This is a genomic window from Escherichia sp. 93.1518 (assembly GCF_013368915.2).
GTDB lineage: Bacteria > Pseudomonadota > Gammaproteobacteria > Enterobacterales > Enterobacteriaceae > Escherichia > Escherichia ruysiae.
In genome coordinates this window covers 16,985-41,275 of sequence record NZ_JABWMT020000008.1, presented here as the reverse complement: position 1 = coordinate 41,275, position 24,291 = coordinate 16,985, and the positions used below count along the sequence as shown (strand labels likewise).

The window sequence follows — 24,291 nt, the reverse complement described above, 5'->3', positions numbered from 1 at the left end:
AAATGAAACAATGTTTTATTTTTAATTGAAAAGAGCACATCACGGGCTTATCATCCTTCAATAGAAAAACGAAACGATGTTTCACAATCGTTCTAATTTCACACTTCAATGATTATCGGAGGTTGATGTGGACGTAAGACAGAGCATCCACAGTGCGCACGCGAAAACGCTGGATACCCAAGGGCTGCGCAATGAATTTTTGGTTGAAAAGGTATTCGTCGCGGATGAGTACACCATGGTTTACAGCCACATTGACCGTATTATTGTTGGCGGCATTATGCCGGTAGCAAAAACGGTTTCCGTTGGCGGGGAAGTAGGAAAACAACTGGGCGTGAGCTACTTTCTTGAGCGTCGTGAGCTGGGCGTTATCAATATTGGCGGAACCGGTACGATTACCGTCGATGGCCAATGTTATGAAATCGGTCACCGCGACGCCCTCTATGTTGGTAAAGGTGCAAAAGAAGTTGTTTTTGCCAGCATTGATAGCGCCACTCCGGCGAAGTTTTATTACAACTGCGCGCCTGCTCACACGACGTATCCCACTAAAAAAGTCACGCCGTCTGAAGTGTCTCCGGTTACGCTGGGCGATAATCTCACCAGTAACCGCCGCACGATTAACAAATACTTTGTGCCGGATGTGCTGGAAACCTGCCAGTTGAGTATGGGGCTAACAGAACTGGCACCGGGAAACCTGTGGAATACCATGCCGTGCCACACCCACGAGCGCCGGATGGAAGTTTACTTCTATTTCAACATGGACGATGACGCCTGCGTTTTCCACATGATGGGGCAACCGCAAGAAACGCGTCACATTGTGATGCATAACGAACAGGCGGTGATTTCCCCAAGCTGGTCTATCCATTCAGGTGTAGGAACCAGGGCTTATACCTTTATCTGGGGCATGGTTGGTGAAAACCAGGTCTTTGATGATATGGACCACGTTGCCATTAAAGATCTGCGCTAGTCGCGGATATATATGAATAAGGTATTCTCATGATTTTAAATGCATTTTCTCTTGAAGGTAAAGTTGCAGTTGTCACCGGTTGTGACACTGGGCTGGGGCAGGGAATGGCGTTGGGTCTGGCGCAAGCGGGCTGTGACATTGTTGGCATCAACATTGTTGAGCCAACAGAGACCATTGAACAGGTCACTGCGCTGGGGCGTCGTTTTTTAAGCCTGAGCGCCGATCTGCGTAAGATTGATGGTATTCCAGCACTGCTGGATCGTGCAGTGGCAGAATTTGGTCATATTGATATCCTGGTGAATAACGCCGGTTTGATTCGCCGCGAAGATGCTCTCGATTTCAGCGAAAAAGACTGGGACGATGTGATGAATCTGAACATCAAGAGCGTGTTTTTCATGTCCCAGGCGGCGGCGAAGCACTTTATCGCGCAGGGCAATGGCGGCAAGATTATTAATATCGCGTCAATGCTTTCATTCCAGGGCGGGATCCGCGTGCCCTCATATACCGCATCAAAAAGCGGCGTAATGGGTGTGACGCGCCTGATGGCGAACGAATGGGCAAAACACAACATTAACGTTAACGCGATTGCTCCGGGTTACATGGCGACCAACAATACTCAGCAACTGCGGGCTGATGAACAGCGTAGTGCGGAAATTCTGGATCGTATTCCAGCGGGGCGTTGGGGGTTGCCGAGCGATCTGATGGGGCCGGTGGTGTTTCTGGCGTCCAGTGCTTCTGACTATGTTAATGGCTACACCATTGCCGTGGATGGTGGCTGGTTAGCACGTTAATTCATTTAGCTTACATTTATGACCCTGTCACATTGGCAGGGTTTTTTATTTCTGATAATCAACATAATCCATATCACGGCTATTAAATAATCCATATTAATTATCAATTGATAAGTTTTGTTGGTTTTATCTGCTTTAAAATTAGTTGCTTAATAATAATGTCATTAATTTCACTTAATTTTAAAAGTGTAATGTCCATCACATAACTGCATGTGGCAGCAATTTAATCCATATTTATGCTATTTCCGACCTGACACCTGAGTTAATTGTTCACGTATTTTTTCACTATGTCTTACTCTGTGCTGGCAGGAAAAAATGGTTACTATCAATACGGAATCTGCTTTAACGCCGCGCCCTCTGCGCGATACGCGGCGATTTTGGTATTACCTGCTCGACCACCACAAACTGGGTGTCGAACATGATTATTGGCGCGACCTTCCTGACTCTGCTCGATAGCATTGGTGCGGCAGGTACGTTCTGGCTCTACACTGCGCTGAACATTGCGTTTGTTGGCATCACCTTCTGGCTTATTCCGGAAACCAAGAATGTCACGCTGGAACATATCGAACGTAGACTGATGGCTGGTGAGAAATTGAGAAATATCGGTGTCTGATTTCACAGGCCGGATGTGCTGTACATCCGGCCTTTTTTTCGCTAATAGAGATCTGGCACCAGGCCGTTGAGGCGTTTGTCTCGTTCCTTAATCAGCCCTGTTGCGGTAACTCACACCAGGAGAGAGGAATGAAAACAATTGGTTTGCTGGGAGGAATGAGCTGGGAATCCACTATTCCTTACTATCGCCTGATAAATGAAGGCATTAAACAGCGACTTGGCGGGCTTCACTCTGCGCAAGTGCTGCTACATAGCGTCGATTTTCATGAAATAGAAGAGTGCCAACGTCGCGGTGAGTGGGACAACACAGGAGAGATTCTTGCCAGTGCGGCGCTTGGATTACAACGGGCAGGAGCAGAAGGCATTGTGTTATGTACCAATACGATGCACAAAGTAGCAGATGTCATCGAGTCTCGTTGCTCACTGCCTTTCTTACATATTGCGGATGCCACCGGGCGTGCCATCACCCGTGCTGGAATGACGCGCGTGGCGCTGCTGGGAACGCGCTACACCATGGAACAGGATTTTTATCGTGGACGGCTGGCAGAGCAATTTTCTATCGATTGTCTGGTGCCTGAAGCGGATGAGCGGGCGAAAATTAATCAGATTATTTTTGAAGAGCTGTGTCTGGGGCAATTTACCGAAACGTCACGCGCTTATTATGCACAAGTCATTACTCGTCTCGCAGAACAGGGGGCGCAGGGCGTGATTTTCGGTTGTACTGAAATTGGTTTACTGGTGCCAGAGGAGCGCAGTGTCCTGCCCGTGTTCGATACCACCGCTCTTCATGCCGAGGATGCCGTCGCCTTTATGCTGTCGTAACTCGCTACAAAATAGCGTTAAGTGAGGCAACCAGATTCGGTAAACCTGCCTGTAAGTGCTCACTAAATGCCTGCACCAGTGCTGATGACGGGCGGTGAAGGGGGCGAATCAGGCTAACGGTAAACGGAACTGCAATGCTAAATCGCCGCACCACTAAACCGCTTGCCGCATAATCCAGTGCGGTGAGCGGGTTAACCACGGAAACTCCCGCCCCCGCCCGTACCATCGCGCAGACTGACGCGGCGCTGTGGGTCTCCACAATCATGCGGCGTTTAACCTGATGTTCATTAAATAGTTGATCCAATAACTGGCGATAGCTGTCAGTACGGGAAAGGCTGATGTAATTCTCACCCTGAAAATCTTCCGGCGTTAATACCTCTTTTGCTGCCAGCGGATGCCCCTGCGGTAAAACACAGACTTCATCTAAAGACAGTAATTCAGTACGTTCCGTACCCGCAGGTGTATGCAGCGTCTCGGTGAGGCCTAAATCATGGCGCTGGGCCGAGAGCCACTCTTCAAGTAGCGGCGATTCCTGCGGCACTATGTTTAAGCTGACTTCAGGATAGCGAGCCAGAAACGGTTGCATCAGTGGCGGCAAAAAAGACTGCGAAAAGACCGGCAGGCAGGCAATAGACAGTTCGCCCTGGCGAAACTCGCGCAAACTTTCTGCGGCACTGACAATGCGATCCAGGCCGTACCAGGATCGCTGCACCTCTTCGAACAGCCGCAGCCCTTGCACGGTAGGATGTAATCGTCCACGTACGCGTTCAAACAATTTCAGCCCAATCACTTTTTCAAAGCGCGCCAGTTCGCGGCTGACAGTGGGTTGTGAAGTATGTAGCAGTTGTGCCGCTTCAGTCAGGCTTCCGGCGGTCATCACCGCATGAAAAATTTCAATATGACGTAAGTTAACGGCGGCCATCTGCTTAATCTCATTCTTCGGTAATCCATATCATTTTTGCATAGACCTGGCATAAATCGATATTTTTTATTCTTTTTATGATGTGGCGTAATCATAAAAAAGCACTTATTCAGATTGTTGACAATGTGCGCTTTGTTGATGCGCCTACAAGATCTTGCAAATTCAATATATTGCAGGAGCCATGTAGGCCTGATAAACGAAGTGCATCAGGCAATGTTTTATTCGCCGTCAGCCTCACTTATTCGGAGTTTGTTATGCCACATTCACTGTTCAGCACCGATACCGATCTCACCGCCGAAAATCTGCTGCGCTTGCCTGCAGAATTCGGTTGCCCGGTTTGGGTCTACGATGCACAAATCATTCGTCGGCAGATTGCGGCTCTGAAGCAGTTTGATGTGGTGCGCTTTGCGCAGAAAGCCTGCTCCAATATCCATATTTTGCGCTTAATGCGAGAGCAGGGCGTGAAAGTAGATTCCGTCTCGTTGGGCGAAATCGAGCGCGCGCTGGCGGCGGGATACAATCCACAAACGCATCCCGATGATATTGTTTTTACCGCTGATGTTATCGACCAGGCTACGCTCGAGCGTGTCAGTGAATTGCAAATTCCGGTGAATGCGGGTTCTGTCGATATGCTCGACCAACTAGGCCAGGTTTCGCCAGGGCATCGGGTATGGCTGCGCGTTAATCCGGGATTTGGTCACGGGCATAGCCAAAAAACCAATACCGGTGGCGAAAATAGCAAGCACGGTATCTGGTACACCGATCTTCCCGCCGCACTGGAAGTGATACAGCGGCATCAATTGCAGCTGGTTGGCATTCACATGCACATTGGTTCCGGTGTTGACTATGCGCATCTGGAACAGGTGTGTGGTGCGATGGTGCGGCAGGTTATCGACTTTGATCAGGATTTACAGGCGATTTCTGCTGGCGGTGGGCTTTCAGTTCCTTATCAGCATGGAGAAGAAGCGGTTGATACCGAGCATTATTATGGCCTGTGGAATGCGGCACGTGAGCAGATCGCTCATCATCTGGGTCACCCTGTGAAACTGGAAATTGAACCGGGTCGCTTCCTGGTAGCGCAGTCTGGTGTGTTGATTACCCAGGTGCGAAGCGTCAAACAGATGGGGAGCCGCCACTTTGTGCTGGTTGACGCCGGGTTTAACGATCTGATGCGCCCTGCAATGTACGGCAGTTACCATCACATTAGCGCACTGGCGGCTGATGGTCATTCCCTTGAGCACGCACCAACGGTGGAAACCGTTGTCGCCGGGCCGCTATGTGAATCGGGGGATGTTTTTACCCAGCAGGAGGGGGGGAATGTCGAAACTCGTGCTTTGCCGGAAGTGAAGGCGGGGGATTATCTGGTACTGCATGATACTGGCGCATATGGCGCGTCAATGTCATCAAACTACAATAGTCGCCCACTGCTGCCAGAAGTTCTGTTTGATAATGGTCAGGCGCGGTTGATTCGCCGTCGCCAGACCATTGAAGAATTACTGGCGCTTGAGCTGCTTTAATTGCGGCTAGTTGCTGGAGGCGTTATGACTTGCCTCCAGCGACGGTGTTGAAACTGAATGGCGACGTACCAGCGTTGGACTAAAGACGTTGGTAATTTCAGGAAGCGAGTGATTGTTCGCCAGTGCCAAAGCCAGTTCGGCAGCCTGAGTCGCCATCGTTACAATTGGATAGCGTACTGTCGTCAAACGCGGACGCACATAGCGCGATACCAGCACATCATCAAAGCCAATCAATGAAATCTCACCCGGTACATCAATACCATTATCATTGAGTACACCCATCGCGCCTGCCGCCATTGAATCGTTATAACAGGCCACGGCAGTGAAATTTCGCCCCCTTCCCAGCAGTTCAGTCATTGCCTGTTCGCCGCCGCTTTCATCCGGTTCGCCAAAAGTTACCAGCCGATCATTGGCCGGAATACCGCTTTCGGCAAGGGCATCGTAATAACCCTGCAGACGATCTTCGGCGTCAGAAATAGAGTGGTTAGAGCAGAGATAACCAATGCGAGTATGGCCTTGTTGAATCAAATGACGCGTCGCCAGCCAGGCGCCATAACGATCGTCCAGTGCGATGCAACGATTCTCAAACCCCGGAAGGATCCGGTTGATCAGCACCATGCCGGGCATTTGTTTCATCAACGCTGTCAAATCGGCATCGGGAATCATTTTGGCATGAACGACCAGTGCGGCGCAGCGATGGCGGATCAACTGCTCAATGGCCTGACGTTCTTTTTGCTCGTTGTGGTAACCATTACCAATCAATAAAAAATTACCCGTGTGATAAGCCACCTGTTCAACCGCTTTCACCATTGCGCCGAAAAAAGGATCAGAGACATCGCCAACAATCAAACCAACGGTTTCGGTGGCCTGTTGTGCCAGCGCCCGGGCGTTGGCGTTCGGGTGATAGCTAAGAGACTCCATTGCACTATGTACAGCCAGCCGGGAAGCCTCGCTGGCTTTGGGAGAATTATTAATGACGCGGGAAACTGTGGCGACTGAAACGCCTGCCAGTCGGGCTACATCCTTTATGGTCGCCATGAAAATACCTTTGTGGGTAAACGCTTACATTCTGTCAGTGTTACGGAAAACGTCCGTTGGTTCAAGGGGCGTGGTACTTTCAGCGCGGGGAATGTGAGCGAAACGCAAATAAGTAAGACAAAAAAAGAGATTGCAAACCTTTGGTTACACTTTGCGAAACGCTGTTGCGATTGACCGCTGGTGGCGTTTGGCTTCAGATTGATAAAGTGGTGATCCCAGAGGTATTGATAGGTGAAGTCAACTTCGGGTTGATCACATGAATTACACCAACCTGCGCAGATGCGCAGGTTTTTTTTGTCTGTCATCAATCTGTAACAGTAACCGATAATTTACACACCTGGTTGCATTTCCCTTCACTCCTTTGCGTTTTCTCGCTGGCGAACAGTCTGTGTGCAGACCACAATCAAGATCCCAGAGGTATTGATTGGTGAGATTATTCGGTACGCTCTTCGTACCCTGTCTCTTGCACCAGCCTGCGCGGATGCGCAGGTTTTTTTTCGCACCCATTTTACTGTCGCTCGCGTTCTCCTTCTGGTGTAATCTCGCACCATTCGCTTTTACTGAAGAATGAGCAAAGGGAGTTGGAATGCTTTTTAGCTTTTTTCGTAATTTGTGCCGTGTCCTGTACCGTGTTCGCGTGACAGGCGACACGCAGGCACTGAAGGGCGAGCGCGTTCTTATCACGCCCAATCACGTCTCATTTATTGATGGCATATTGCTGGCACTGTTTTTACCCGTTCGCCCTGTTTTTGCCGTTTACACCTCCATCAGCCAGCAGTGGTATATGCGTTGGCTGAAATCATTTATCGACTTCGTTCCCCTCGACCCGACGCAACCTATGGCAATTAAACATCTGGTACGTCTGGTGGAACAGGGCCGACCGGTGGTGATTTTCCCTGAAGGACGAATCACGACAACCGGCTCGCTGATGAAAATCTACGATGGCGCGGGTTTTGTCGCTGCGAAGTCAGGTGCGACAGTCATTCCTGTGCGTATTGAAGGGGCGGAACTTACGCACTTCAGCCGCCTGAAAGGTCTGGTTAAACGTCGCTTGTTCCCGCAAATTCATCTGCATATTTTGCCACCAACGCAGGTACAGATGCCGGATGCGCCGCGTGCCCGTGACCGTCGCAAAATCGCTGGCGAAATGCTGCATCAAATTATGATGGAAGCGCGTATGGCAGTGCGCCCGCGTGAAACGTTGTACGAATCCTTTTTGAGTGCGATGTACCGTTTCGGTGCGGGTAAAAAGTGTGTCGAAGATATCAATTTTACCCCTGACACCTATCGTAAATTACTTACCAAAACGCTGTTTGTCGGGCGCATTCTTGAAAAATACAGTGTTGAAGGGGAACGCATCGGCTTAATGCTGCCCAATGCGGGCATCAGTGCGGCAGTGATTTTCGGAGCCATCGCACGTCGTCGCATTCCCGCAATGATGAACTACACCGCCGGGGTAAAAGGGCTGACCAGCGCCATTACGGCGGCTGAAATCAAAACCATCTTCACTTCCCGCCAGTTTCTCGATAAAGGCAAACTCTGGCATCTGCCGGAACAGTTAACTCAGGTACGTTGGGTCTATCTGGAAGATTTAAAAGCGGACGTCACCACTGCCGACAAAGTGTGGATCTTCGCGCATCTGCTGGTGCCGCGCCTCGCACAGGTAAAACAGCAGCCAGAAGAAGAGGCGCTGATCCTCTTTACCTCCGGTTCTGAAGGTCATCCGAAAGGTGTTGTCCATAGCCATAAAAGCATTCTGGCGAACGTCGAGCAGATTAAAACCATTGCCGATTTCACCACCAACGATCGCTTTATGTCGGCATTACCGCTGTTCCACTCTTTTGGTCTGACTGTTGGCCTGTTTACGCCCCTGCTGACGGGCGCAGAAGTCTTCCTTTATCCAAGCCCGCTGCATTACCGCATTGTGCCGGAACTGGTGTACGACCGCAGTTGTACCGTGCTCTTTGGCACCTCGACCTTCCTCGGTCACTACGCGCGCTTTGCCAACCCGTATGATTTCTATCGTCTACGCTATGTGGTGGCAGGCGCAGAGAAACTGCAAGAAAGCACCAAACAGCTTTGGCAGGATAAATTTGGCCTGCGCATTCTTGAAGGTTACGGTGTGACGGAATGCGCGCCGGTGGTGTCCATCAACGTACCGATGGCGGCGAAACCAGGTACGGTAGGGCGTATTTTGCCTGGTATGGATGCTCGGCTGCTGGCGGTTCCGGGTATCGAAGACGGTGGTCGCCTGCAACTAAAAGGGCCGAACATTATGAACGGCTACCTGCGGGTAGAGAAGCCGGGTGTGCTGGAAGTGCCCACCGCCGAGAATGTTCGCGGCGAGATGGAGCGCGGCTGGTATGACACGGGCGATATCGTGCGTTTCGACGAGCAGGGCTTTGTGCAGATTCAGGGGCGCGCGAAACGTTTTGCCAAAATTGCAGGCGAAATGGTGTCGCTGGAAATGGTGGAACAACTGGCCATTGGCGTTTCACCAGACAAAATGCATGCCACTGCGATTAAGAGCGATGCCAGCAAAGGTGAGGCGCTGGTGCTTTTCACCACGGACAGTGAACTGGCGCGCGATAAACTGCAACAGTATGCCCGCGAGCACGGCGTGCCGGAGCTTGCCGTACCGCGCGACATTCGCTATCTGAAACAGATGCCATTACTGGGCAGTGGTAAACCTGACTTTGTCACGTTGAAAAGCTGGGTAGACGAAGCGGAACAACACGATGAGTGAGTCAGTGCACACTAACACTTCGCTGTGGTCGAAGGGGATGAAAGCGGTTATCGTCGCGCAGTTTCTCTCTGCGTTTGGCGATAACGCGCTGCTGTTTGCCACTCTGGCGTTACTGAAAGCACAGTTCTATCCGGAGTGGAGTCAGCCCGTCCTGCAAATGGTGTTTGTAGGTGCTTACATTCTTTTTGCGCCGTTTGTCGGGCAGGTGGCCGATAGCTTTGCCAAAGGTCGGGTGATGATGTTTGCCAACGGTCTTAAGCTGCTGGGTGCTGCCAGTATCTGCTTTGGCATCAATCCCTTTCTCGGCTATACGCTGGTTGGCGTGGGAGCAGCGGCGTATTCACCGGCGAAATACGGCATTCTTGGTGAATTGACCACTGGCAGCAAGTTAGTGAAAGCTAACGGTTTAATGGAAGCCTCCACCATTGCAGCGATTTTGCTCGGTTCCGTAGCTGGTGGAGTGCTGGCTGACTGGCATGTCCTGGTCGCTCTGGCAGCATGTGCGCTGGCCTATGGTGGTGCGGTCGTCGCCAATATCTACATTCCAAAACTGGCGGCGGCGCGTCCGGGGCAGTCGTGGAATCTCATCAACATGACCCGCAGTTTCCTGAATGCCTGCACCTCGTTATGGCGCAATGGAGAAACGCGTTTTTCGCTGGTAGGCACCAGTTTGTTCTGGGGAGCAGGCGTCACGCTGCGTTTCCTGTTAGTACTTTGGGTGCCAGTGGCGCTAGGCATTACCGATAACGCTACGCCGACCTATCTCAACGCCATGGTGGCGATTGGCATCGTGGTTGGTGCCGGCGCGGCAGCGAAGCTGGTCACGCTGGAAACCGTTTCACGCTGTATGCCCGCCGGGATTTTAATTGGCGTGGTGGTGCTGATTTTCTCCCTGCAACATGAGCTGCTGCCAGCCTATGCCTTGCTGATGTTGATTGGCGTGCTGGGCGGCTTTTTTGTCGTTCCATTGAATGCGTTACTCCAGGAACGAGGTAAAAAAAGCGTCGGGGCGGGGAATGCGATTGCAGTACAGAACCTGGGCGAAAACAGTGCCATGTTGCTGATGTTGGGGATTTATTCACTGGCGGTAATGGTGGGGATTCCGGTCGTGCCCATTGGCATTGGCTTCGGTGCGCTGTTTGCGCTGGCAATAACGGCGCTGTGGGTCTGGCAACGCCGTCATTAATATTTAACGCCGGGTAACCCGGCGCTAATGCTTAAGGTGCCGGATAAGTATAAACCTGATGCACCGCTTCAATTTCAGTTAATACGTCTTCGCTCAACTCCAGATGTAAACTTTCGATGTTAGTTTTCAACTGTTCCATCGTCGTTGCGCCCAGCAGCGTGCTGGCAACAAACGGTTGGCGGCGTACAAAAGCGAGCGCCATCTGAGCAGGATCCAGGCCATGACGTCTGGCAATATCAACATACGCCGCGACAGCTTTTTGCGTTTGCTCACCACTATAACGGGTGAACCGACTAAAGAGCGTATTACGCGCACCAGCCGGTTTTGCACCATTGAGATATTTACCGGTCAGCGTGCCGAAACCCAGACACGAATAGGCCAGCAACTCGACGCCTTCATACTGGCTGACTTCCGCCAGACCCACTTCAAAGCTGCGGTTTAACAGACTATAGGGGTTCTGAATAGTGACGATGCGCGGCAGATCGTGTTTGTCCGCCAGATGTAGATAACGCATTACGCCAAATGCGGTTTCATTCGACACGCCGATATAACGAATTTTCCCTGCGCGTTGGTATTCTGCCAGTGCATCCAGCGTATCCAGCAGCGAAACCGCAGGCGCGGAATCCGTCCAGCTATAACCGAGTTTGCCGAAGCAGTTGGTCGGGCGCTGCGGCCAGTGCACCTGATAAAGATCGAGGTAATCAGTCTGTAGGCGCTTGAGGCTGTCATGCAGAGCTTCGCGAATATTCTTCCTGTCCAGCGCCTGATCCGGGCGAATACCCTTGTCATTGTTGCGCGACGGTCCGCTCACTTTGGAGGCGATAATTAATTTTTCGCGGTTGCCATGTTTTGCCAGCCAGTTACCGACATAGGTTTCGGTCAGACCCTGAGTTTCGGGGCGCGGCGGTACAGGGTACATCTCGGCAACGTCGATAAGATTAATGCCCTGAGCGACGGCATAGTCGAGTTGTGCGTGGGCGTCGGCTTCGCTGTTCTGTTCACCAAACGTCATCGTGCCAAGCCCCAGCGTGCTGACTTCCAGCGAGCTGTGGGGTATACGGTGATATTGCATAGCCGTTTCCTTTTTATAATCACGACATAAGGAATATAAAAATGGCAGAGGGAAGGGAAAAGGGAAAGCGAAAAATCTTAAGGCCAGCCGGATGCTGACCTTATTTTTTAACGTTCAATAATTTGCGAGACATCATCGCGGTTAATTTGCATCGCGTTACCTTGTTGATCGTGATAACTCACAAGCCCGGTATCATCGTCAATTTCCGGTTTTCCATCAGTCAGGATCATTCGACCATCTTTAGTTGCCATCACATAATCGCTGCTACAACCGGAAACAGCAAATGCCAGTCCGACTGCGGAAATTAATACTGCCCATTTTTTCATCCGGTTATCCTCATTAAGCCCATCAATGATAATAGTCTGTTTATAATCTGACGTTATACATCTTGAAAGCAGGAAAGTCTTAAACTGTGAGAATAAAGGGAAGACGTTCGCTCTCCCACAGGAGAGCGAACGGAATATCAGAGCGGATTCTTTTTATTGCGAATCAGGTTGAGGCTTTCTACTGCAATGGAGAAGAACATCGCGAAGTAGATGTAACCTTTCGGTACGTGGATATCGAAACTTTCCAGGATCAGGGTAAAGCCCACCAGAATCAGGAAAGAGAGCGCCAACATTTTCACTGATGGATGGCGTTCAACAAAATCACCAATCGAACGCGCGGCGAACATCATCACGCCTACGGCAATGACTACGGCCGCCATCATAATAAACAGGTGATCCGACAGGCCCACGGCGGTAATCACCGAATCGAGGCTGAAAATAATATCCAGCAGCATAATCTGCACGATAGCGCCGAGGAATGATGAAACACGTGTTTTCAGCCCTTCTTCTTCGCCTTCGATAGACTCGTGGATCTCCTTACTGGCTTTCCAGATAAGGAACAGACCACCCAGCAGCAGAATCAAATCACGAGCGGAAATTTCCTGATTGAAAATTGTAAAAAGCGGATTCGTCAGGCGCGTAACCCAGGCAATCGACGCCAGCAGCGCCAGACGCATAACCATGGCTCCTGCCAGTCCCAGACGCCGCGCGTGACCACGCTGTGCGGTGGGCAACTTTGCGACCACCAGAGAAAGGAAAATAATATTATCGATCCCAAGAACGATCTCCAGCAGCGTCAGCGTACCGAGCGCAAGCCAGGCGTTAGGATCGGTTATCCATGCAAATAACATCTAAAAAGCCCTGCCAAAAAAATGAAGCGGTAATTATATGCCCGGAATGCAGCAGGTCAAAGCGATGGCTACTGGATCAAAAAATGACGCGCCAGCAGTGCGCTGGTGAAATTCTTTTTCAGATAAAATCCGCGCGGCAATGTCAGAATTCGTTCACCCTCGGCGCCAATGGCTTCGGTGAGAGCTTTCGCATTCGCCGCTTTCGGTCGTATTTGCAAATATTCCCCGTGACGAGCGGTGATTCGCTCAACCTGACCGAGGACAATCATATCCATTAATTCTTCCCAGTCTTCGCGTAGCTGGCGGTCTTCCTCTTCGTTCGGACTCCACAGCAACGGTGCTCCTACGCGACGCTGCGCCAGTGGGATGCTGCGCTCGCCTTCAACCGGTATCCATAACACCCGTTTGAGTTTGTGGCGCACGTGGCTGGTTTCCCAAGTCACACCGCTATTGCCAGTTAACGGTGCAACACAAACGAATGTCGTTTCCAGCGGGCGACCAAGAGTATCTACAGGTATAGTTTTGAGTTCCACGCCTAAAGCGGCAAAATCTTGTTCAGGTTTACTTCCTGCGCTGGCGCCAAGCCAGATCTCCAGTAACACACCGATCCAACCTTTATCGCGTTTTAAATTCTCCGGCGTAACCAATCCGGCAAGTGCTGCCAGTTCTCCAAGGGTGTAACCAGAAAGTTGCTGTGCTTGCGCTAATAACTGCGCTTCAGTTTCGGGGGGAGAGGGCAATGGGCGAGGTTGAGACATGGCATTACACCTTGATTAAAAAACAAGCAGCTATTTTGTACCGAATATTCAGAGTGTAACTTTTTCCACAAGCGTTATTCAATTCTATGATTTATCTTGTTTTTTAATTCACAGGTGACGGTGTTGCGCAACGTCCTGGTGGGTTTTCCAATTCTGGTCACTGAAAATAAACAGGATCTTACACCATGTTATCCACAGAAAGCTGGGATAACTGTGAAAAACCCTCACTACTGTTTCCATTTACAGCCTTGACGTGCGACGAAACTCTAATTTTTAGTGGTTCGGTGCTTAACTTAGTGGCACATTCTGTGGATAAATACGACGTTGGTTGATCTTTCGCCAACGCGTAAATGAGTGGTGTGACATGGGTCACGAATTTCTCTGTTTTATCAATATTTATGTATTTAATACATTGATTAATAATGAATATTTTAAAGTGTATTTTAGCGGCTGATTCAGAATGCTCTGGGTTTTCCCGTGGTAATTCCGTAGTTCTTCACAACTCTATCCACAGAAAAGGTGAATAAAAACGGCTATCCACCCCATCCTCTGTTTATAACTCTGCACTTAACTGTGAGTTATTCAATTGTTATTAGTGTGTAATGCCTTGCAGAGAGTGGTTTACCGTCTTCCTGGAGTATGAAACAATCATTCGTATATAAAGCTTTATTTTGAGGTAGTCCGGTGATTGATGACGATGGCTACCGCCCAAACGTAGGTATCGTGATTTGTAATCGTCAGGGGCAAGTAATGTGGGCCCGGCGATTTGGTCAGCACTCCTGGCAATTTCCGCAAGGCGGAATTAATCCCGGAGAATCCGCAGAACAGGCGATGTACCGTGAATTGTTTGAAGAAGTAGGATTAAGCCGTAAAGACGTTCGAATCCTTGCTTCAACGCGTAACTGGTTGCGCTACAAATTACCGAAACGTTTGGTGCGTTGGGACACGAAGCCGGTGTGTATCGGCCAAAAACAAAAATGGTTTCTCTTGCAGCTGGTGAGCGGCGATGCGGAAATCAATATGCAAACCAGCAGTACACCAGAGTTTGACGGCTGGCGATGGGTAAGTTACTGGTATCCGGTCAGACAGGTGGTGTCATTTAAACGTGATGTCTACCGTAGGGTAATGAAAGAGTTCGCAAGTGTTGTGATGGCGCTGCAAGAAAATACGCCTAAACCACAAAACGTATCTGCTTATCGACGTAAAAGAGGTTAAGTCACGCCCATTATGCTCACTCGCCTGCGCGAAATAGTCGAAAAGGTAGCCAGCGCACCACGCCTGAATGAGGCGTTAAATATTCTGGTTACCGACATCTGTCTTGCGATGGATACCGAGGTCTGTTCGGTCTACCTGGCCGATCACGACCGACGTTGTTACTACCTGATGGCGACCCGGGGATTAAAAAAGCCACGTGGTCGCACCGTAACGCTCGCGTTTGATGAAGGGATCGTCGGCCTGGTTGGCAGGCTGGCGGAACCGATAAACCTTGCGGATGCGCAAAAACACCCCAGCTTCAAATATATCCCCTCCGTAAAAGAAGAACGTTTCCGCGCGTTTTTAGGCGTGCCAATTATTCAACGTCGCCAGTTACTTGGTGTACTGGTGGTACAGCAACGAGAGTTGCGGCAGTACAACGAAAGTGAAGAATCTTTCCTGGTGACGCTTGCCACCCAGATGGCAGCTATTCTTTCTCAGTCGCAGTTGACTGCCTTGTTTGGGCAATATCGCCAGACGCGAATTCGCGCATTACCGGCAGCGCCCGGCGTAGCGATTGCCGAAGGCTGGCAGGATGCCACGTTACCCTTAATGGAACAGGTGTATCAGGCATCAACGCTGGATCCGGCTCTGGAACGCGAGCGACTGACCGGGGCGCTGGAAGAAGCGGCTAACGAGTTTCGTCGCTACAGCAAACGCTTTGCCGCCGGTGCACAAAAAGAAACGGCGGCTATTTTCGATCTTTACTCACACCTGCTTTCCGACACGCGTCTGCGTCGCGAATTATTTGACGAGGTGGATAAAGGCTCAGTTGCAGAGTGGGCGGTGAAAACGGTCATTGAAAAATTCGCCGAACAGTTTGCTGCGCTAAGTGATAGCTATCTCAAAGAGCGAGCCGGTGATTTACGTGCGCTGGGCCAGCGATTGTTGTTTCACCTTGATGATGCCAACCAGGGGGCGAACGCCTGGCCGGAACGTTTCATTCTGGTGGCTGATGAACTGTCAGCGACAACCCTTGCAGAGCTGCCTCAGGATCGCTTAGTCGGCGTTGTCGTGCGCGATGGCGCAGCCAACTCCCATGCTGCGATTATGGTACGTGCACTGGGGATCCCTACCGTGATGGGCGCGGACATTCAGCCTTCGGTGCTGCATCGTCGCACACTGATCGTTGACGGTTATCGTGGTGAATTGCTGGTCGACCCGGAGCCGGTGCTGCTGCAAGAATATCAGCGGCTGATTAGCGAAGAGATTGAGCTTAGCCGCCTGGCGGAAGATGACGTCAATTTACCCGCGCAGTTAAAAAGCGGCGAGCGCATAAAAGTCATGCTCAATGCGGGATTAAGCCCGGAACATGAAGAAAAACTGGGCAGTCGCATTGATGGTATCGGTCTTTATCGCACCGAAATCCCTTTCATGCTGCAAAGTGGTTTCCCGTCGGAAGAAGAACAGGTGGCGCAGTATCAGGGGATGCTGCAAATGTTCAATGATAAACCCGTCACCCTGCGTACGCTGGATGTCGGTGCTGACAAACAATTGCCTTACATGCCGATCAGCGAAGAGAATCCATGCCTGGGGTGGCGTGGGATTCGCATTACGCTCGATCAGCCGGAGATCTTTTTGATCCAGGTGCGGGCGATGTTGCGCGCCAATGCTGCAACGGGCAACCTGCACATTCTGTTGCCAATGGTCACAAGCCTGGATGAAGTTGACGAAGCGCGTCGCCTGATTGAACGTGCCGGACGTGAAGTTGAGGAGATGATCGGTTACGCAATTCCCAAACCACGCATCGGTATCATGCTGGAAGTACCTTCAATGGTATTTATGCTGCCGCATCTGGCAAATCGGGTCGATTTTATCTCTGTTGGCACCAACGATCTGACTCAATACATCCTGGCCGTTGATCGCAATAACACCCGGGTCGCGAACATTTATGACAGTCTTCATCCTGCAATGTTACGTGCTCTGGCGATGATCGCCCGTGAGGCGGAAACGCAGGGAATCGATCTGCGTTTATGCGGTGAAATGGCGGGCGATCCCATGTGCGTGGCAATCCTCATTGGGCTGGGGTATCGCCATCTGTCGATGAACGGACGTTCTGTCGCGCGCGTCAAATACCTGCTGCGGCGCATTGATTTTGCCGAAGCAGAAAATCTTGCGCAGCGCAGCCTGGAAGCGCAACTAGCGACCGAAGTTCGTCATCAGGTCGCGGCATTTATGGAGCGTCGCGGTATGGGCGGGCTGATTCGCGGAGGGTTATAGCGCGGATCATATACATATCTTTTAACGGTATCCGGCAACCAGCCAGGTTCCCTTGTGCTATTATTCGCACCTTTGGAGCGCCTGAAACCTGCGGCGCGCATTTCAATCGCTGTTCTCTTTCAGCGAAATAACAAGAACTTGTGGTGACAGATGACCAGTAGCTATCTGCATTTTCCGGAATTTGATCCGGTCATTTTCTCAATAGGACCCGTTGCGCTTCACTGGTACGGCCTGATGTATCTGGTGGGTTTCATTTTTGCGATGTGGCTGGCTGGGCGTCGGGCTAGCCGTCCGGGCAGTGGCTGGACCAAAAATGAAGTTGAAAACTTACTCTATGCGGGCTTCCTCGGCGTCTTCCTTGGCGGACGTATTGGTTATGTTCTGTTCTACAACTTCCCGCAGTTTATGGCCGATCCGCTGTATCTGTTCCGTGTCTGGGACGGCGGCATGTCTTTCCACGGCGGTCTGATTGGCGTGATTGTGGTGATGATTATCTTCGCCCGCCGCACCAAACGTTCCTTCTTCCAGGTGTCTGATTTTATAGCACCGCTCATTCCATTTGGCCTTGGAGCCGGGCGTCTGGGCAACTTTATTAACGGTGAATTGTGGGGGCGCGTTGATCCGAACTTCCCGTTTGCCATGCTGTTCCCCGGCTCCCGTACTGAAGACATTCTGCTGCTGCAAAACAACCCTCAGTGGCAATCTATTTTCGACACCTACGGCGTACTACCGCGTCACCCGTCGCAACTTTACGAGATGCTGCTGGAAGGTGTGGTGCTGTTTATTATCCTCAACCTGTATATCCGTAAACCGCGCCCGATGGGGGCTGTCTCGGGCTTGTTCCTGATTGGCTATGGCGCGTTTCGCATCATTGTTGAGTTTTTCCGCCAGCCCGATGCGCAGTTCACCGGCGCATGGGTGCAGTACATCAGCATGGGGCAAATTCTTTCCATCCCGATGATTGTCGCGGGTGTTTTCATGATGGTCTGGGCATATCGTCGCAGCCCACAGCAACACGTTTCCTGAGGAACCATGAAACAGTATTTAGAACTGATGCAAAAAGTGCTCGACGAAGGCACACAGAAAAACGACCGAACCGGAACCGGAACGCTTTCCATTTTTGGTCATCAGATGCGTTTTAACCTCCAGGATGGATTCCCGTTAGTGACAACCAAACGTTGCCACCTGCGTTCCATTATCCACGAGCTGCTGTGGTTCCTGAAGGGCGACACTAACATTGCTTATCTGCACGAAAACAATGTCACCATCTGGGACGAATGGGCCGATGAAAACGGCGATCTTGGTCCGGTTTATGGTAAACAGTGGCGCGCCTGGCCCACGCCGGATGGTCGTCATATTGACCAGATTACTACGGTACTGAACCAGCTGAAAAACGACCCGGATTCCCGCCGCATTATTGTTTCGGCATGGAACGTAGGCGAACTGGATAAAATGGCGCTGGCTCCATGCCATGCGTTCTTCCAGTTCTATGTGGCAGACGGCAAACTCTCTTGCCAGCTTTATCAGCGTTCCTGCGACGTCTTCCTCGGCCTGCCGTTTAACATTGCCAGCTACGCGTTACTGGTGCATATGATGGCGCAGCAGTGCGATCTGGAAGTGGGTGATTTTGTCTGGACCGGTGGCGATACGCACCTGTACAGCAATCATATGGATCAAACCTATCTGCAATTAAGTCGTGAACCGCGTCCGCTGCCGAAGCTGATTATCAAACGTAAACCTGAATCCATCTTCGACTACCGTTTCGAAGACTTTGAGATTGAAGGCTACGATCCGCATCCGGGAATTAAAGCGCCGGTTGCTATCTAAATTACGCAACATCCTGCCAGAGCCGACGCCAGTGTGCGTCGGTTTTTTTTATCCTTCGCTAAATTCTTCGAGACGCCTTCCCGAAATTTTGCAACGCCCTGCAACAGCGTAAATAGTCCGGAAGACGCGCCGAAGAATGAGAAACTGGCCCTCGTCTTTTTTTCTCCTCGCTCCATACTGCCGGCATGAAAACACAACGTGGTTATACGCTGATTGAAACGCTGGTTGCGATGCTGATTTTGGTCATGCTAAGCGCAAGTGGACTCTATGGCTGGCAATACTGGCAGCAGTCGCAACGGCTCTGGCAAACCGCCAGCCAGGCGCGGGACTATTTGCTCTATTTACGTGAGGATGCCAACTGGCATAACCGCGACCACAGTATCAGCGTCATCAGGGAGGGGAAGTTATGGTGTCTTGTGAGTTCTGCCGCAGGGGCAAATGCCTGTCATGGCAGTTCACCGTTGGTCTTTGTGCCACGCTGGCCCGACGTAGAAATGAACGACCTGACGCCTTCACTCACTTTCTTTGGCCTGCGCAATACCGCATGGGCCGGGCATATTCGCTTCAAAAATTCAGCGGGAGAGTGGTGGCTGGTGGTTTCGCCGTGGGGAAGGCTCCGGCTTTGCCAGAAAGGAGAAACAGAAGGATGCCTGTAAAAGAGCAAGGATTTTCTCTGCTGGAAGTTTTGATTGCTATGGCGATCAGTAGCGTACTGTTGCTGGGGACTGCTCGATTTCTGCCTGCATTACAGCGTGAAAGTTTGACGAGCACCCGCAAGCTGGCGCTGGAAGATGAAATCTGGCTGCGGATATTTACCGTTGCGAAGCATCTCCAGAGAGCAGGTTATTGTCATGGTAGCTGCACTGGCGAGGGGCTGGTCATTGTCGGACAGGGTGACTGTATCATTGTGCAGTGGGATGCGAACAGTAACGGTATCTGGGAGAGCGAACCGGTAAAAGAGTCCGACCAGATTGGATTTCGTCTGAAGGAGCATGTGCTGGAAACGCTACGCGGTGCGACATCTTGTGAAGGTAAGGGCTGGGATAAAGTCACTAATCCGGATGCCATCATTATCGATACTTTTCAGGTCGTGCGTCAGGATGTCAGAGGTTTCTCGCCGGTGTTGACGGTGAATATGCGGGGCGCCAGTAAGGCTGAACCACAAACCGTGGTGGATGCCAGCTATAGCGTAACAGGATTCAACCTGTGAATCGTGAACGGGGAGTTTCATCGCTGGCACTGGTTCTAATGTTGCTGGTTTTGGGCAGCTTGCTGCTACAGGGAATGAGCCAACAGGATCGCAGTTTTGCCTCTCGGGTGACTATGGAAAGCCAGTCATTGCGCCGCCAGGCTATCGTACAGTCGGCGCTGGAATGGGGCAAAATGCACTCCTGGCAGACACAGCCCGCAGTTCAGTGCTCACAGTACACTGCAACCGGTGCCCGGGTTTGTCTGCGTTTACTGGCAGATAATGAAACCTTGCTGATTGCCGGTTATGAAGGCGTTTCATTATGGCGAACAGGCGAAGTCATCGATGGAAATATTTTTTTTTCGCCACGCGGCTGGAGTGATTTTTGTCCGCAGAAAGAGGGGGCGTTATGTCAGCTTCCCTGAAGAATCAACAAGGCTTTAGCCTGCCGGAAGTGATGTTGGCGATGGTGCTGATGGTGATGATTGTCACTGCGTTATCGGGGTATCAGAGAACATTAATGAACAGTCTTGCCAGCAGAAACCAGTATCTGCAACTCTGGCGGCATGGCTGGCAGCAAACGCAACTGCGCGCGATTTCGCCACCTGCCAACTGGCAGGTTAACCGAATGCAGACATCGCAGGCGGGATGTGTCAGCATCAGCGTTACGTTAGTTTCACCCGGGGGCAGAGAAGGCGAGATGACCCGCCTGCATTGCCCGAATCGTCAGTAGTCAGGAGCCGCTATGTTAAGGGTCTACCATTCCAATCGTCTGGACGTGCTGGAAGCGTTGATGGAGTTTATCGTCGAACGCGAACGGCTGGACGATCCTTTTGAGCCAGAAATGATTCTGGTGCAAAGTACCGGTATGGCGCAGTGGCTGCAAATGACGCTGTCGCAGAAGTTTGGCATTGCGGCAAACATTGATTTTCCGCTGCCGGCGAGCTTTATCTGGGATATGTTCGTCTGCGTATTGCCGGAGATCCCCAAAGAGAGTGCCTTCAACAAGCAAAGCATGAGCTGGAAACTGATGACTCTGCTGCCGCAACTGCTGGATCGCGAAGATTTTACCCTGTTGCGTCATTACCTGACTGACGATAGCGACAAGCGCAAGCTGTTTCAGCTTTCCTCAAAAGCGGCGGACCTGTTTGACCAGTATCTGGTCTATCGACCGGACTGGCTGACACAGTGGGAAGCGGGACACCTGGTTGAAGGGTTGGGAGAAGCGCAGGCCTGGCAAGCTCCCTTGTGGAAGGCGCTGGTGGAATATACCCATGAACTGGGGCAACCGCGCTGGCACCGTGCCAATCTCTATCAACGCTTTATCGAAACGCTGGAGTCCGCGACGACCTGCCCGCCGGGGTTACCTTCGCGCGTCTTTATATGCGGTATTTCCGCGTTACCGCCTGTTTATCTACAGGCGCTACAGGCGCTGGGTAAACATATTGAAATCCATCTTCTGTTTACCAATCCCTGCCGTTATTACTGGGGCGATATTAAAGATCCGGCTTATCTGGCGAAACTGCTGACTCGCCAGCGCCGACACAGTTTTGAAGATCGCGAATTGCCGCTATTCCGCGATAGCGAAAACGCCGGACAGTTGTTTAACAGCGACGGCGAACAGGATGTTGGCAACCCGCTACTGGCCTCATGGGGAAAGCTGGGGCGCGACTACATCTATCTGCTTGCCGATCTCCAGAGCAGTCAGGAGCTGGACGCATTCGTTGATGTTACGCCAGACAGCCTGCTGCATAACATCCAGTCCGACATTCTTGAACTGGAAAATCGTGCCGTTGCGGGCGTGAATCTGGCAGAGTTTTCCCGTAGCGATAATAAACGTCTGCTTGATCCACAAGATAACAGCGTCACCTTCCACGTATGCCACAGCCCGCAGCGCGAAGTGGAAGTTTTGCACGATCGCCTGCTGGCGATGCTGGAAGAAGATCCGACACTTACTCCACGCGACATCATCGTGATGGTGGCCGACATCGACAGCTATAGTCCGTTTATTCAGGCTGTATTTGGTAGCGCACCTGCGGATCGTTACCTGCCTTATGCCATTTCCGACCGTCGGGCGCGGCAGTCACATCCAGTACTGGAAGCATTTATTAGCCTGTTATCACTGCCTGACAGCCGCTTTGTGTCGGAGGATGTGCTGGCGCTGCTGGACGTGCCGGTACTGGCGGCGCGGTTTGATATCACCGAAGAAGGGCTACGTTATTTACGTTTGTGGGTTAATGAATCCGGCATTCGCTGGGGGATTGATGACGACAACGTTCGCGAGCTGGAACTCCCCGCCACCGGGCAACACACCTGGCGATTTGGCCTGACGCGCATGTTGCTGGGCTATGCAATGGAGAGTGCCCAGGGCGAGTGGCAATCGGTTCTGCCTTATGATGAATCGAGCGGCTTAATTGCGGAACTGGTAGGGCATCTGGCGTCACTGCTAATGCAACTGAATATCTGGCGTCGCGGGTTAGCGCAGGAGCGCCCGCTTGAGGAGTGGCTGCCGGTTTGTCGCGATATGCTTAACGCCTTCTTCCTGCCGGATGCGGAAACTGAAGCGGCGATGACGCTTATCGAACAACAATGGCAAGCGATTATCGCCGAAGGTTTAGGTGCGCAGTATGGCGACGCGGTGCCGCTGTCGCTGTTACGTGATGAACTGGCACAACGCCTCGATCAAGAACGTATCAGCCAGCGTTTTCTTGCAGGTCCGGTTAACATTTGTACGCTGATGCCAATGCGTTCAATCCCGTTCAAAGTGGTTTGCCTGCTGGGAATGAACGATGGTGTTTATCCGCGCCAGCTTGCGCCATTGGGCTTTGATTTAATGAGTCAGAAACCGAAACGTGGCGATCGTAGCCGTCGCGATGACGACCGCTATCTGTTCCTGGAAGCGTTAATTTCCGCGCAGCAAAAACTCTATATCAGCTATATCGGGCGTTCCATTCAGGATAACAGTGAACGTTTCCCGTCGGTGCTAGTGCAAGAACTGATCGACTACATTGGACAAAGTCATTATCTGCCGGGTGATGAAGAGCTTAACTGTGATGAAAGCGAGGTACGGGTAAAAGAGCATCTTACTTGCCTCCATACCCGGATGCCGTTTGATCCGCAAAACTACCAGCCTGGCGAGTTACAAAGCTATGCACGTGAATGGCTACCGGCAGCCAGCCAGGCAGGCAAGGCGCATTCTGAATTTGTCCAGCCTTTACCGTTTACCTTGCCGGAAACCGTGCCGCTGGAAACACTACAACGATTCTGGGCGCATCCGGTGCGAGCGTTTTTCCAGATGCGTTTACAGGTGCACTTCCGTACCGAAGACAGCGAAATTCCCGATACCGAACCATTTATTCTTGAAGGGCTTAGCCGTTATCAAATTAATCAGCAGTTATTAAATGCGTTGGTGGATCAGGATGATGCAGAACGCTTGTTCCGCCGCTTCCGGGCGGCAGGGGATTTACCGTACGGCGCTTTTGGTGAAATTTTCTGGGAAACGCAGTGTCAGGAGATGCAGCAGCTTGCTGACAGAGTCATTGCCTGTCGCCAGCCGGGGCAAAGTATGGAAATCGATCTCGCCTGCAACGGTGTGCAGATAACTGGGTGGTTGCCGCAAGTTCAGCCGGATGGCCTGTTGCGCTGGCGTCCCTCTTTGCTCAGTGTGGCACAGGGAATGCAACTTTGGTTAGAACACCTTGTCTACTGTGCCAGTGGTGGTAACGGTGAAAGCCGCCTTTTTCTACGCAAAGACGGCGAGTGGCGTTTCCCGCCGCTTGCAGCCGAACAGGCTTTGCATTACCTCTCACAACTGATTGAGGGGTATCGTGAAGGAATGTCCGCGCCATTGCTGGTGTTACCTGAAAGTGGCGGCGCATGGCTAAAAACCTGTTATGACGCGGCAAACGATGCCATGCTGGATGACGATTCCACGTTGCAAAAAGCTCGTACGAAATTCCTTCAGGCTTACGAAGGCAACATGATGGTGCGTGGTGAAGGTGATGATATCTGGTATCAACGGCTCTGGCGGCAATTAACGCCAGAGACAATGGAAGCCATCGTTGATCAGTCACAGCGTTTCCTGTTACCGCTGTTTCGTTTTAATCAGCCATGAGTTTTGTATAAAAATTGCGCAATCCATCTGCTTACTTTATGATGCGCACCAGTCACGGACTGATGGTTATATAGACACTGGC

At 51.4% G+C, this 24,291-nt stretch carries 22 protein-coding genes and 1 pseudogene; 17 read left to right on the top strand and 6 right to left on the bottom strand.

Annotation, left to right across the window (positions count from 1 at the left end; translation table 11 throughout):
* Nucleotides 1–127: 127 nt before the first annotated feature.
* The 4 genes and pseudogenes from kduI to HEN21_RS07740 all read left to right on the top strand — a co-directional run bounded on the left by kduI (nt 128) and on the right by HEN21_RS07740 (nt 3,189).
* Nucleotides 128–964, top strand: coding sequence for a 5-dehydro-4-deoxy-D-glucuronate isomerase (gene kduI / locus HEN21_RS07755; protein WP_000383242.1), 837 nt, complete (start codon nt 128–130; stop codon nt 962–964).
* A 29-nt stretch (nt 965–993) separates the two neighbouring features.
* The gene (kduD, locus tag HEN21_RS07750) at nt 994–1,755 is read left to right on the top strand and encodes a 2-dehydro-3-deoxy-D-gluconate 5-dehydrogenase KduD (protein ID WP_176252452.1); all 762 of its coding nucleotides are present in this window, start codon (nt 994–996) and stop codon (nt 1,753–1,755) included.
* Nucleotides 1,756–2,128: 373 nt separating this feature from the next.
* Nucleotides 2,129–2,368: pseudogene (locus HEN21_RS07745) on the top strand (MFS transporter); the annotation flags it as partial.
* A 128-nt stretch (nt 2,369–2,496) separates the two neighbouring features.
* The gene (locus tag HEN21_RS07740; RefSeq protein WP_105285981.1) at nt 2,497–3,189 is read left to right on the top strand and encodes an aspartate/glutamate racemase; all 693 of its coding nucleotides are present in this window, start codon (nt 2,497–2,499) and stop codon (nt 3,187–3,189) included.
* Between the two features lie 4 nt (nt 3,190–3,193).
* Here the strand turns inward: HEN21_RS07740 and lysR are convergent, their stop codons facing one another.
* Nucleotides 3,194–4,111: a DNA-binding transcriptional regulator LysR gene (gene lysR, locus HEN21_RS07735; RefSeq protein WP_000741843.1), complete on the bottom strand. Its 918-nt coding sequence runs from the start codon at nt 4,109–4,111 to the stop codon at nt 3,194–3,196.
* Nucleotides 4,112–4,365: 254 nt separating this feature from the next.
* Between lysR and lysA the strand changes: the two genes are divergently transcribed.
* A complete protein-coding gene (gene lysA, locus HEN21_RS07730; protein WP_176252451.1) occupies nt 4,366–5,628 on the top strand; it encodes a diaminopimelate decarboxylase in 1,263 nt (420 codons plus the stop codon).
* 6 nt (nt 5,629–5,634) lie between these two features.
* Here lysA and galR read toward each other — a convergent pair whose 3' ends face one another.
* Nucleotides 5,635–6,666, bottom strand: a complete 1,032-nt coding sequence (galR, locus tag HEN21_RS07725) for an HTH-type transcriptional regulator GalR (protein ID WP_176252450.1) — start codon at nt 6,664–6,666, stop codon at nt 5,635–5,637.
* A 586-nt stretch (nt 6,667–7,252) separates the two neighbouring features.
* Here galR and aas point away from each other — a divergent pair.
* Both aas and lplT read left to right on the top strand, forming a co-directional pair.
* Nucleotides 7,253–9,412 carry a bifunctional acyl-ACP--phospholipid O-acyltransferase/long-chain-fatty-acid--ACP ligase gene (aas, locus tag HEN21_RS07720; protein WP_000899033.1) on the top strand — a complete coding sequence of 720 codons (2,160 nt, stop codon included), beginning with the start codon at nt 7,253–7,255 and terminating at the stop codon, nt 9,410–9,412.
* On the top strand, nt 9,405–10,598 hold the full coding sequence (gene lplT / locus HEN21_RS07715) for a lysophospholipid transporter LplT (RefSeq protein ID WP_000004643.1): 1,194 nt from the start codon (nt 9,405–9,407) through the stop codon (nt 10,596–10,598). The genes aas and lplT overlap by 8 nt, the downstream gene beginning before the upstream one ends.
* Nucleotides 10,599–10,629: 31 nt before the next feature.
* Here lplT and HEN21_RS07710 read toward each other — a convergent pair whose 3' ends face one another.
* The 4 genes from HEN21_RS07710 to mutH all read right to left on the bottom strand — a co-directional run bounded on the left by HEN21_RS07710 (nt 10,630) and on the right by mutH (nt 13,605).
* The gene (locus tag HEN21_RS07710; RefSeq protein ID WP_001199282.1) at nt 10,630–11,670 is read right to left on the bottom strand and encodes an NADP(H)-dependent aldo-keto reductase; all 1,041 of its coding nucleotides are present in this window, start codon (nt 11,668–11,670) and stop codon (nt 10,630–10,632) included.
* A 107-nt stretch (nt 11,671–11,777) separates the two neighbouring features.
* Complete coding sequence (ygdR, locus tag HEN21_RS07705; RefSeq protein WP_000758660.1) at nt 11,778–11,996, bottom strand: lipoprotein YgdR; 219 nt, start codon at nt 11,994–11,996, stop codon at nt 11,778–11,780.
* 137 nt (nt 11,997–12,133) lie between these two features.
* On the bottom strand, nt 12,134–12,847 hold the full coding sequence (locus HEN21_RS07700; protein WP_000895630.1) for a TerC family protein: 714 nt from the start codon (nt 12,845–12,847) through the stop codon (nt 12,134–12,136).
* Between the two features lie 68 nt (nt 12,848–12,915).
* Entirely contained in the window at nt 12,916–13,605 is a 690-nt protein-coding gene (gene mutH, locus HEN21_RS07695; protein WP_000082202.1) for a DNA mismatch repair endonuclease MutH, read from the bottom strand.
* Nucleotides 13,606–13,790: 185 nt separating this feature from the next.
* Between mutH and HEN21_RS23000 the strand changes: the two genes are divergently transcribed.
* The 10 genes from HEN21_RS23000 (at nt 13,791) to recC (ending at nt 24,209) form a co-directional block, all read left to right on the top strand.
* Nucleotides 13,791–13,937 (top strand): hypothetical protein, encoded by a 147-nt coding sequence (locus HEN21_RS23000; protein WP_016159643.1) that lies wholly within the window; start codon nt 13,791–13,793, stop codon nt 13,935–13,937.
* 352 nt (nt 13,938–14,289) lie between these two features.
* Nucleotides 14,290–14,820, top strand: a complete 531-nt coding sequence (gene rppH, locus HEN21_RS07690; RefSeq protein ID WP_000564488.1) for an RNA pyrophosphohydrolase — start codon at nt 14,290–14,292, stop codon at nt 14,818–14,820.
* 12 nt (nt 14,821–14,832) lie between these two features.
* On the top strand, nt 14,833–17,079 hold the full coding sequence (gene ptsP / locus HEN21_RS07685; RefSeq protein WP_000957933.1) for a phosphoenolpyruvate--protein phosphotransferase: 2,247 nt from the start codon (nt 14,833–14,835) through the stop codon (nt 17,077–17,079).
* A 150-nt stretch (nt 17,080–17,229) separates the two neighbouring features.
* Nucleotides 17,230–18,105 carry a prolipoprotein diacylglyceryl transferase gene (lgt, locus tag HEN21_RS07680; protein WP_000204651.1) on the top strand — a complete coding sequence of 292 codons (876 nt, stop codon included), beginning with the start codon at nt 17,230–17,232 and terminating at the stop codon, nt 18,103–18,105.
* Nucleotides 18,106–18,111: 6 nt separating this feature from the next.
* On the top strand, nt 18,112–18,906 hold the full coding sequence (thyA, locus tag HEN21_RS07675) for a thymidylate synthase (protein WP_176252449.1): 795 nt from the start codon (nt 18,112–18,114) through the stop codon (nt 18,904–18,906).
* Between the two features lie 185 nt (nt 18,907–19,091).
* Complete coding sequence (locus HEN21_RS07670) at nt 19,092–19,562, top strand: prepilin peptidase-dependent protein (protein WP_000857048.1); 471 nt, start codon at nt 19,092–19,094, stop codon at nt 19,560–19,562.
* The gene (locus HEN21_RS07665; protein WP_176252448.1) at nt 19,553–20,116 is read left to right on the top strand and encodes a prepilin peptidase-dependent protein; all 564 of its coding nucleotides are present in this window, start codon (nt 19,553–19,555) and stop codon (nt 20,114–20,116) included. The genes HEN21_RS07670 and HEN21_RS07665 overlap by 10 nt, the downstream gene beginning before the upstream one ends.
* Complete coding sequence (locus tag HEN21_RS07660) at nt 20,113–20,520, top strand: DUF2509 family protein (protein WP_176252447.1); 408 nt, start codon at nt 20,113–20,115, stop codon at nt 20,518–20,520. Before HEN21_RS07665 ends, HEN21_RS07660 begins: the two co-directional genes overlap by 4 nt.
* Nucleotides 20,505–20,828 (top strand): prepilin-type N-terminal cleavage/methylation domain-containing protein, encoded by a 324-nt coding sequence (locus HEN21_RS07655; RefSeq protein WP_001276468.1) that lies wholly within the window; start codon nt 20,505–20,507, stop codon nt 20,826–20,828. The genes HEN21_RS07660 and HEN21_RS07655 overlap by 16 nt, the downstream gene beginning before the upstream one ends.
* Nucleotides 20,829–20,840: 12 nt before the next feature.
* On the top strand, nt 20,841–24,209 hold the full coding sequence (gene recC / locus HEN21_RS07650) for an exodeoxyribonuclease V subunit gamma (RefSeq protein ID WP_176252446.1): 3,369 nt from the start codon (nt 20,841–20,843) through the stop codon (nt 24,207–24,209).
* The last annotated feature ends 82 nt before the right edge of the window (nt 24,210–24,291 follow it).

What these genes read in the sequence shown, in the direction of transcription:
- kduD (WP_176252452.1), top strand. Translation starts at nt 994, where the DNA reads ATGATTTTAAATGCATTTTCTCTTGAAGGTAAAGTTGCAGTTGTCACC.
- HEN21_RS07740 (WP_105285981.1), top strand. Translation starts at nt 2,497, where the DNA reads ATGAAAACAATTGGTTTGCTGGGAGGAATGAGCTGGGAATCCACTATT.
- lysR (WP_000741843.1), bottom strand. Translation starts at nt 4,111, where the DNA reads ATGGCCGCCGTTAACTTACGTCATATTGAAATTTTTCATGCGGTGATG.
- lysA (WP_176252451.1), top strand. Translation starts at nt 4,366, where the DNA reads ATGCCACATTCACTGTTCAGCACCGATACCGATCTCACCGCCGAAAAT.
- galR (WP_176252450.1), bottom strand. Translation starts at nt 6,666, where the DNA reads ATGGCGACCATAAAGGATGTAGCCCGACTGGCAGGCGTTTCAGTCGCC.
- aas (WP_000899033.1), top strand. Translation starts at nt 7,253, where the DNA reads ATGCTTTTTAGCTTTTTTCGTAATTTGTGCCGTGTCCTGTACCGTGTT.
- lplT (WP_000004643.1), top strand. Translation starts at nt 9,405, where the DNA reads ATGAGTGAGTCAGTGCACACTAACACTTCGCTGTGGTCGAAGGGGATG.
- HEN21_RS07710 (WP_001199282.1), bottom strand. Translation starts at nt 11,670, where the DNA reads ATGCAATATCACCGTATACCCCACAGCTCGCTGGAAGTCAGCACGCTG.
- ygdR (WP_000758660.1), bottom strand. Translation starts at nt 11,996, where the DNA reads ATGAAAAAATGGGCAGTATTAATTTCCGCAGTCGGACTGGCATTTGCT.
- HEN21_RS07700 (WP_000895630.1), bottom strand. Translation starts at nt 12,847, where the DNA reads ATGTTATTTGCATGGATAACCGATCCTAACGCCTGGCTTGCGCTCGGT.
- mutH (WP_000082202.1), bottom strand. Translation starts at nt 13,605, where the DNA reads ATGTCTCAACCTCGCCCATTGCCCTCTCCCCCCGAAACTGAAGCGCAG.
- HEN21_RS23000 (WP_016159643.1), top strand. Translation starts at nt 13,791, where the DNA reads ATGTTATCCACAGAAAGCTGGGATAACTGTGAAAAACCCTCACTACTG.
- ptsP (WP_000957933.1), top strand. Translation starts at nt 14,833, where the DNA reads ATGCTCACTCGCCTGCGCGAAATAGTCGAAAAGGTAGCCAGCGCACCA.
- lgt (WP_000204651.1), top strand. Translation starts at nt 17,230, where the DNA reads ATGACCAGTAGCTATCTGCATTTTCCGGAATTTGATCCGGTCATTTTC.
- thyA (WP_176252449.1), top strand. Translation starts at nt 18,112, where the DNA reads ATGAAACAGTATTTAGAACTGATGCAAAAAGTGCTCGACGAAGGCACA.
- HEN21_RS07670 (WP_000857048.1), top strand. Translation starts at nt 19,092, where the DNA reads ATGAAAACACAACGTGGTTATACGCTGATTGAAACGCTGGTTGCGATG.
- HEN21_RS07665 (WP_176252448.1), top strand. Translation starts at nt 19,553, where the DNA reads ATGCCTGTAAAAGAGCAAGGATTTTCTCTGCTGGAAGTTTTGATTGCT.
- HEN21_RS07655 (WP_001276468.1), top strand. Translation starts at nt 20,505, where the DNA reads ATGTCAGCTTCCCTGAAGAATCAACAAGGCTTTAGCCTGCCGGAAGTG.
- recC (WP_176252446.1), top strand. Translation starts at nt 20,841, where the DNA reads ATGTTAAGGGTCTACCATTCCAATCGTCTGGACGTGCTGGAAGCGTTG.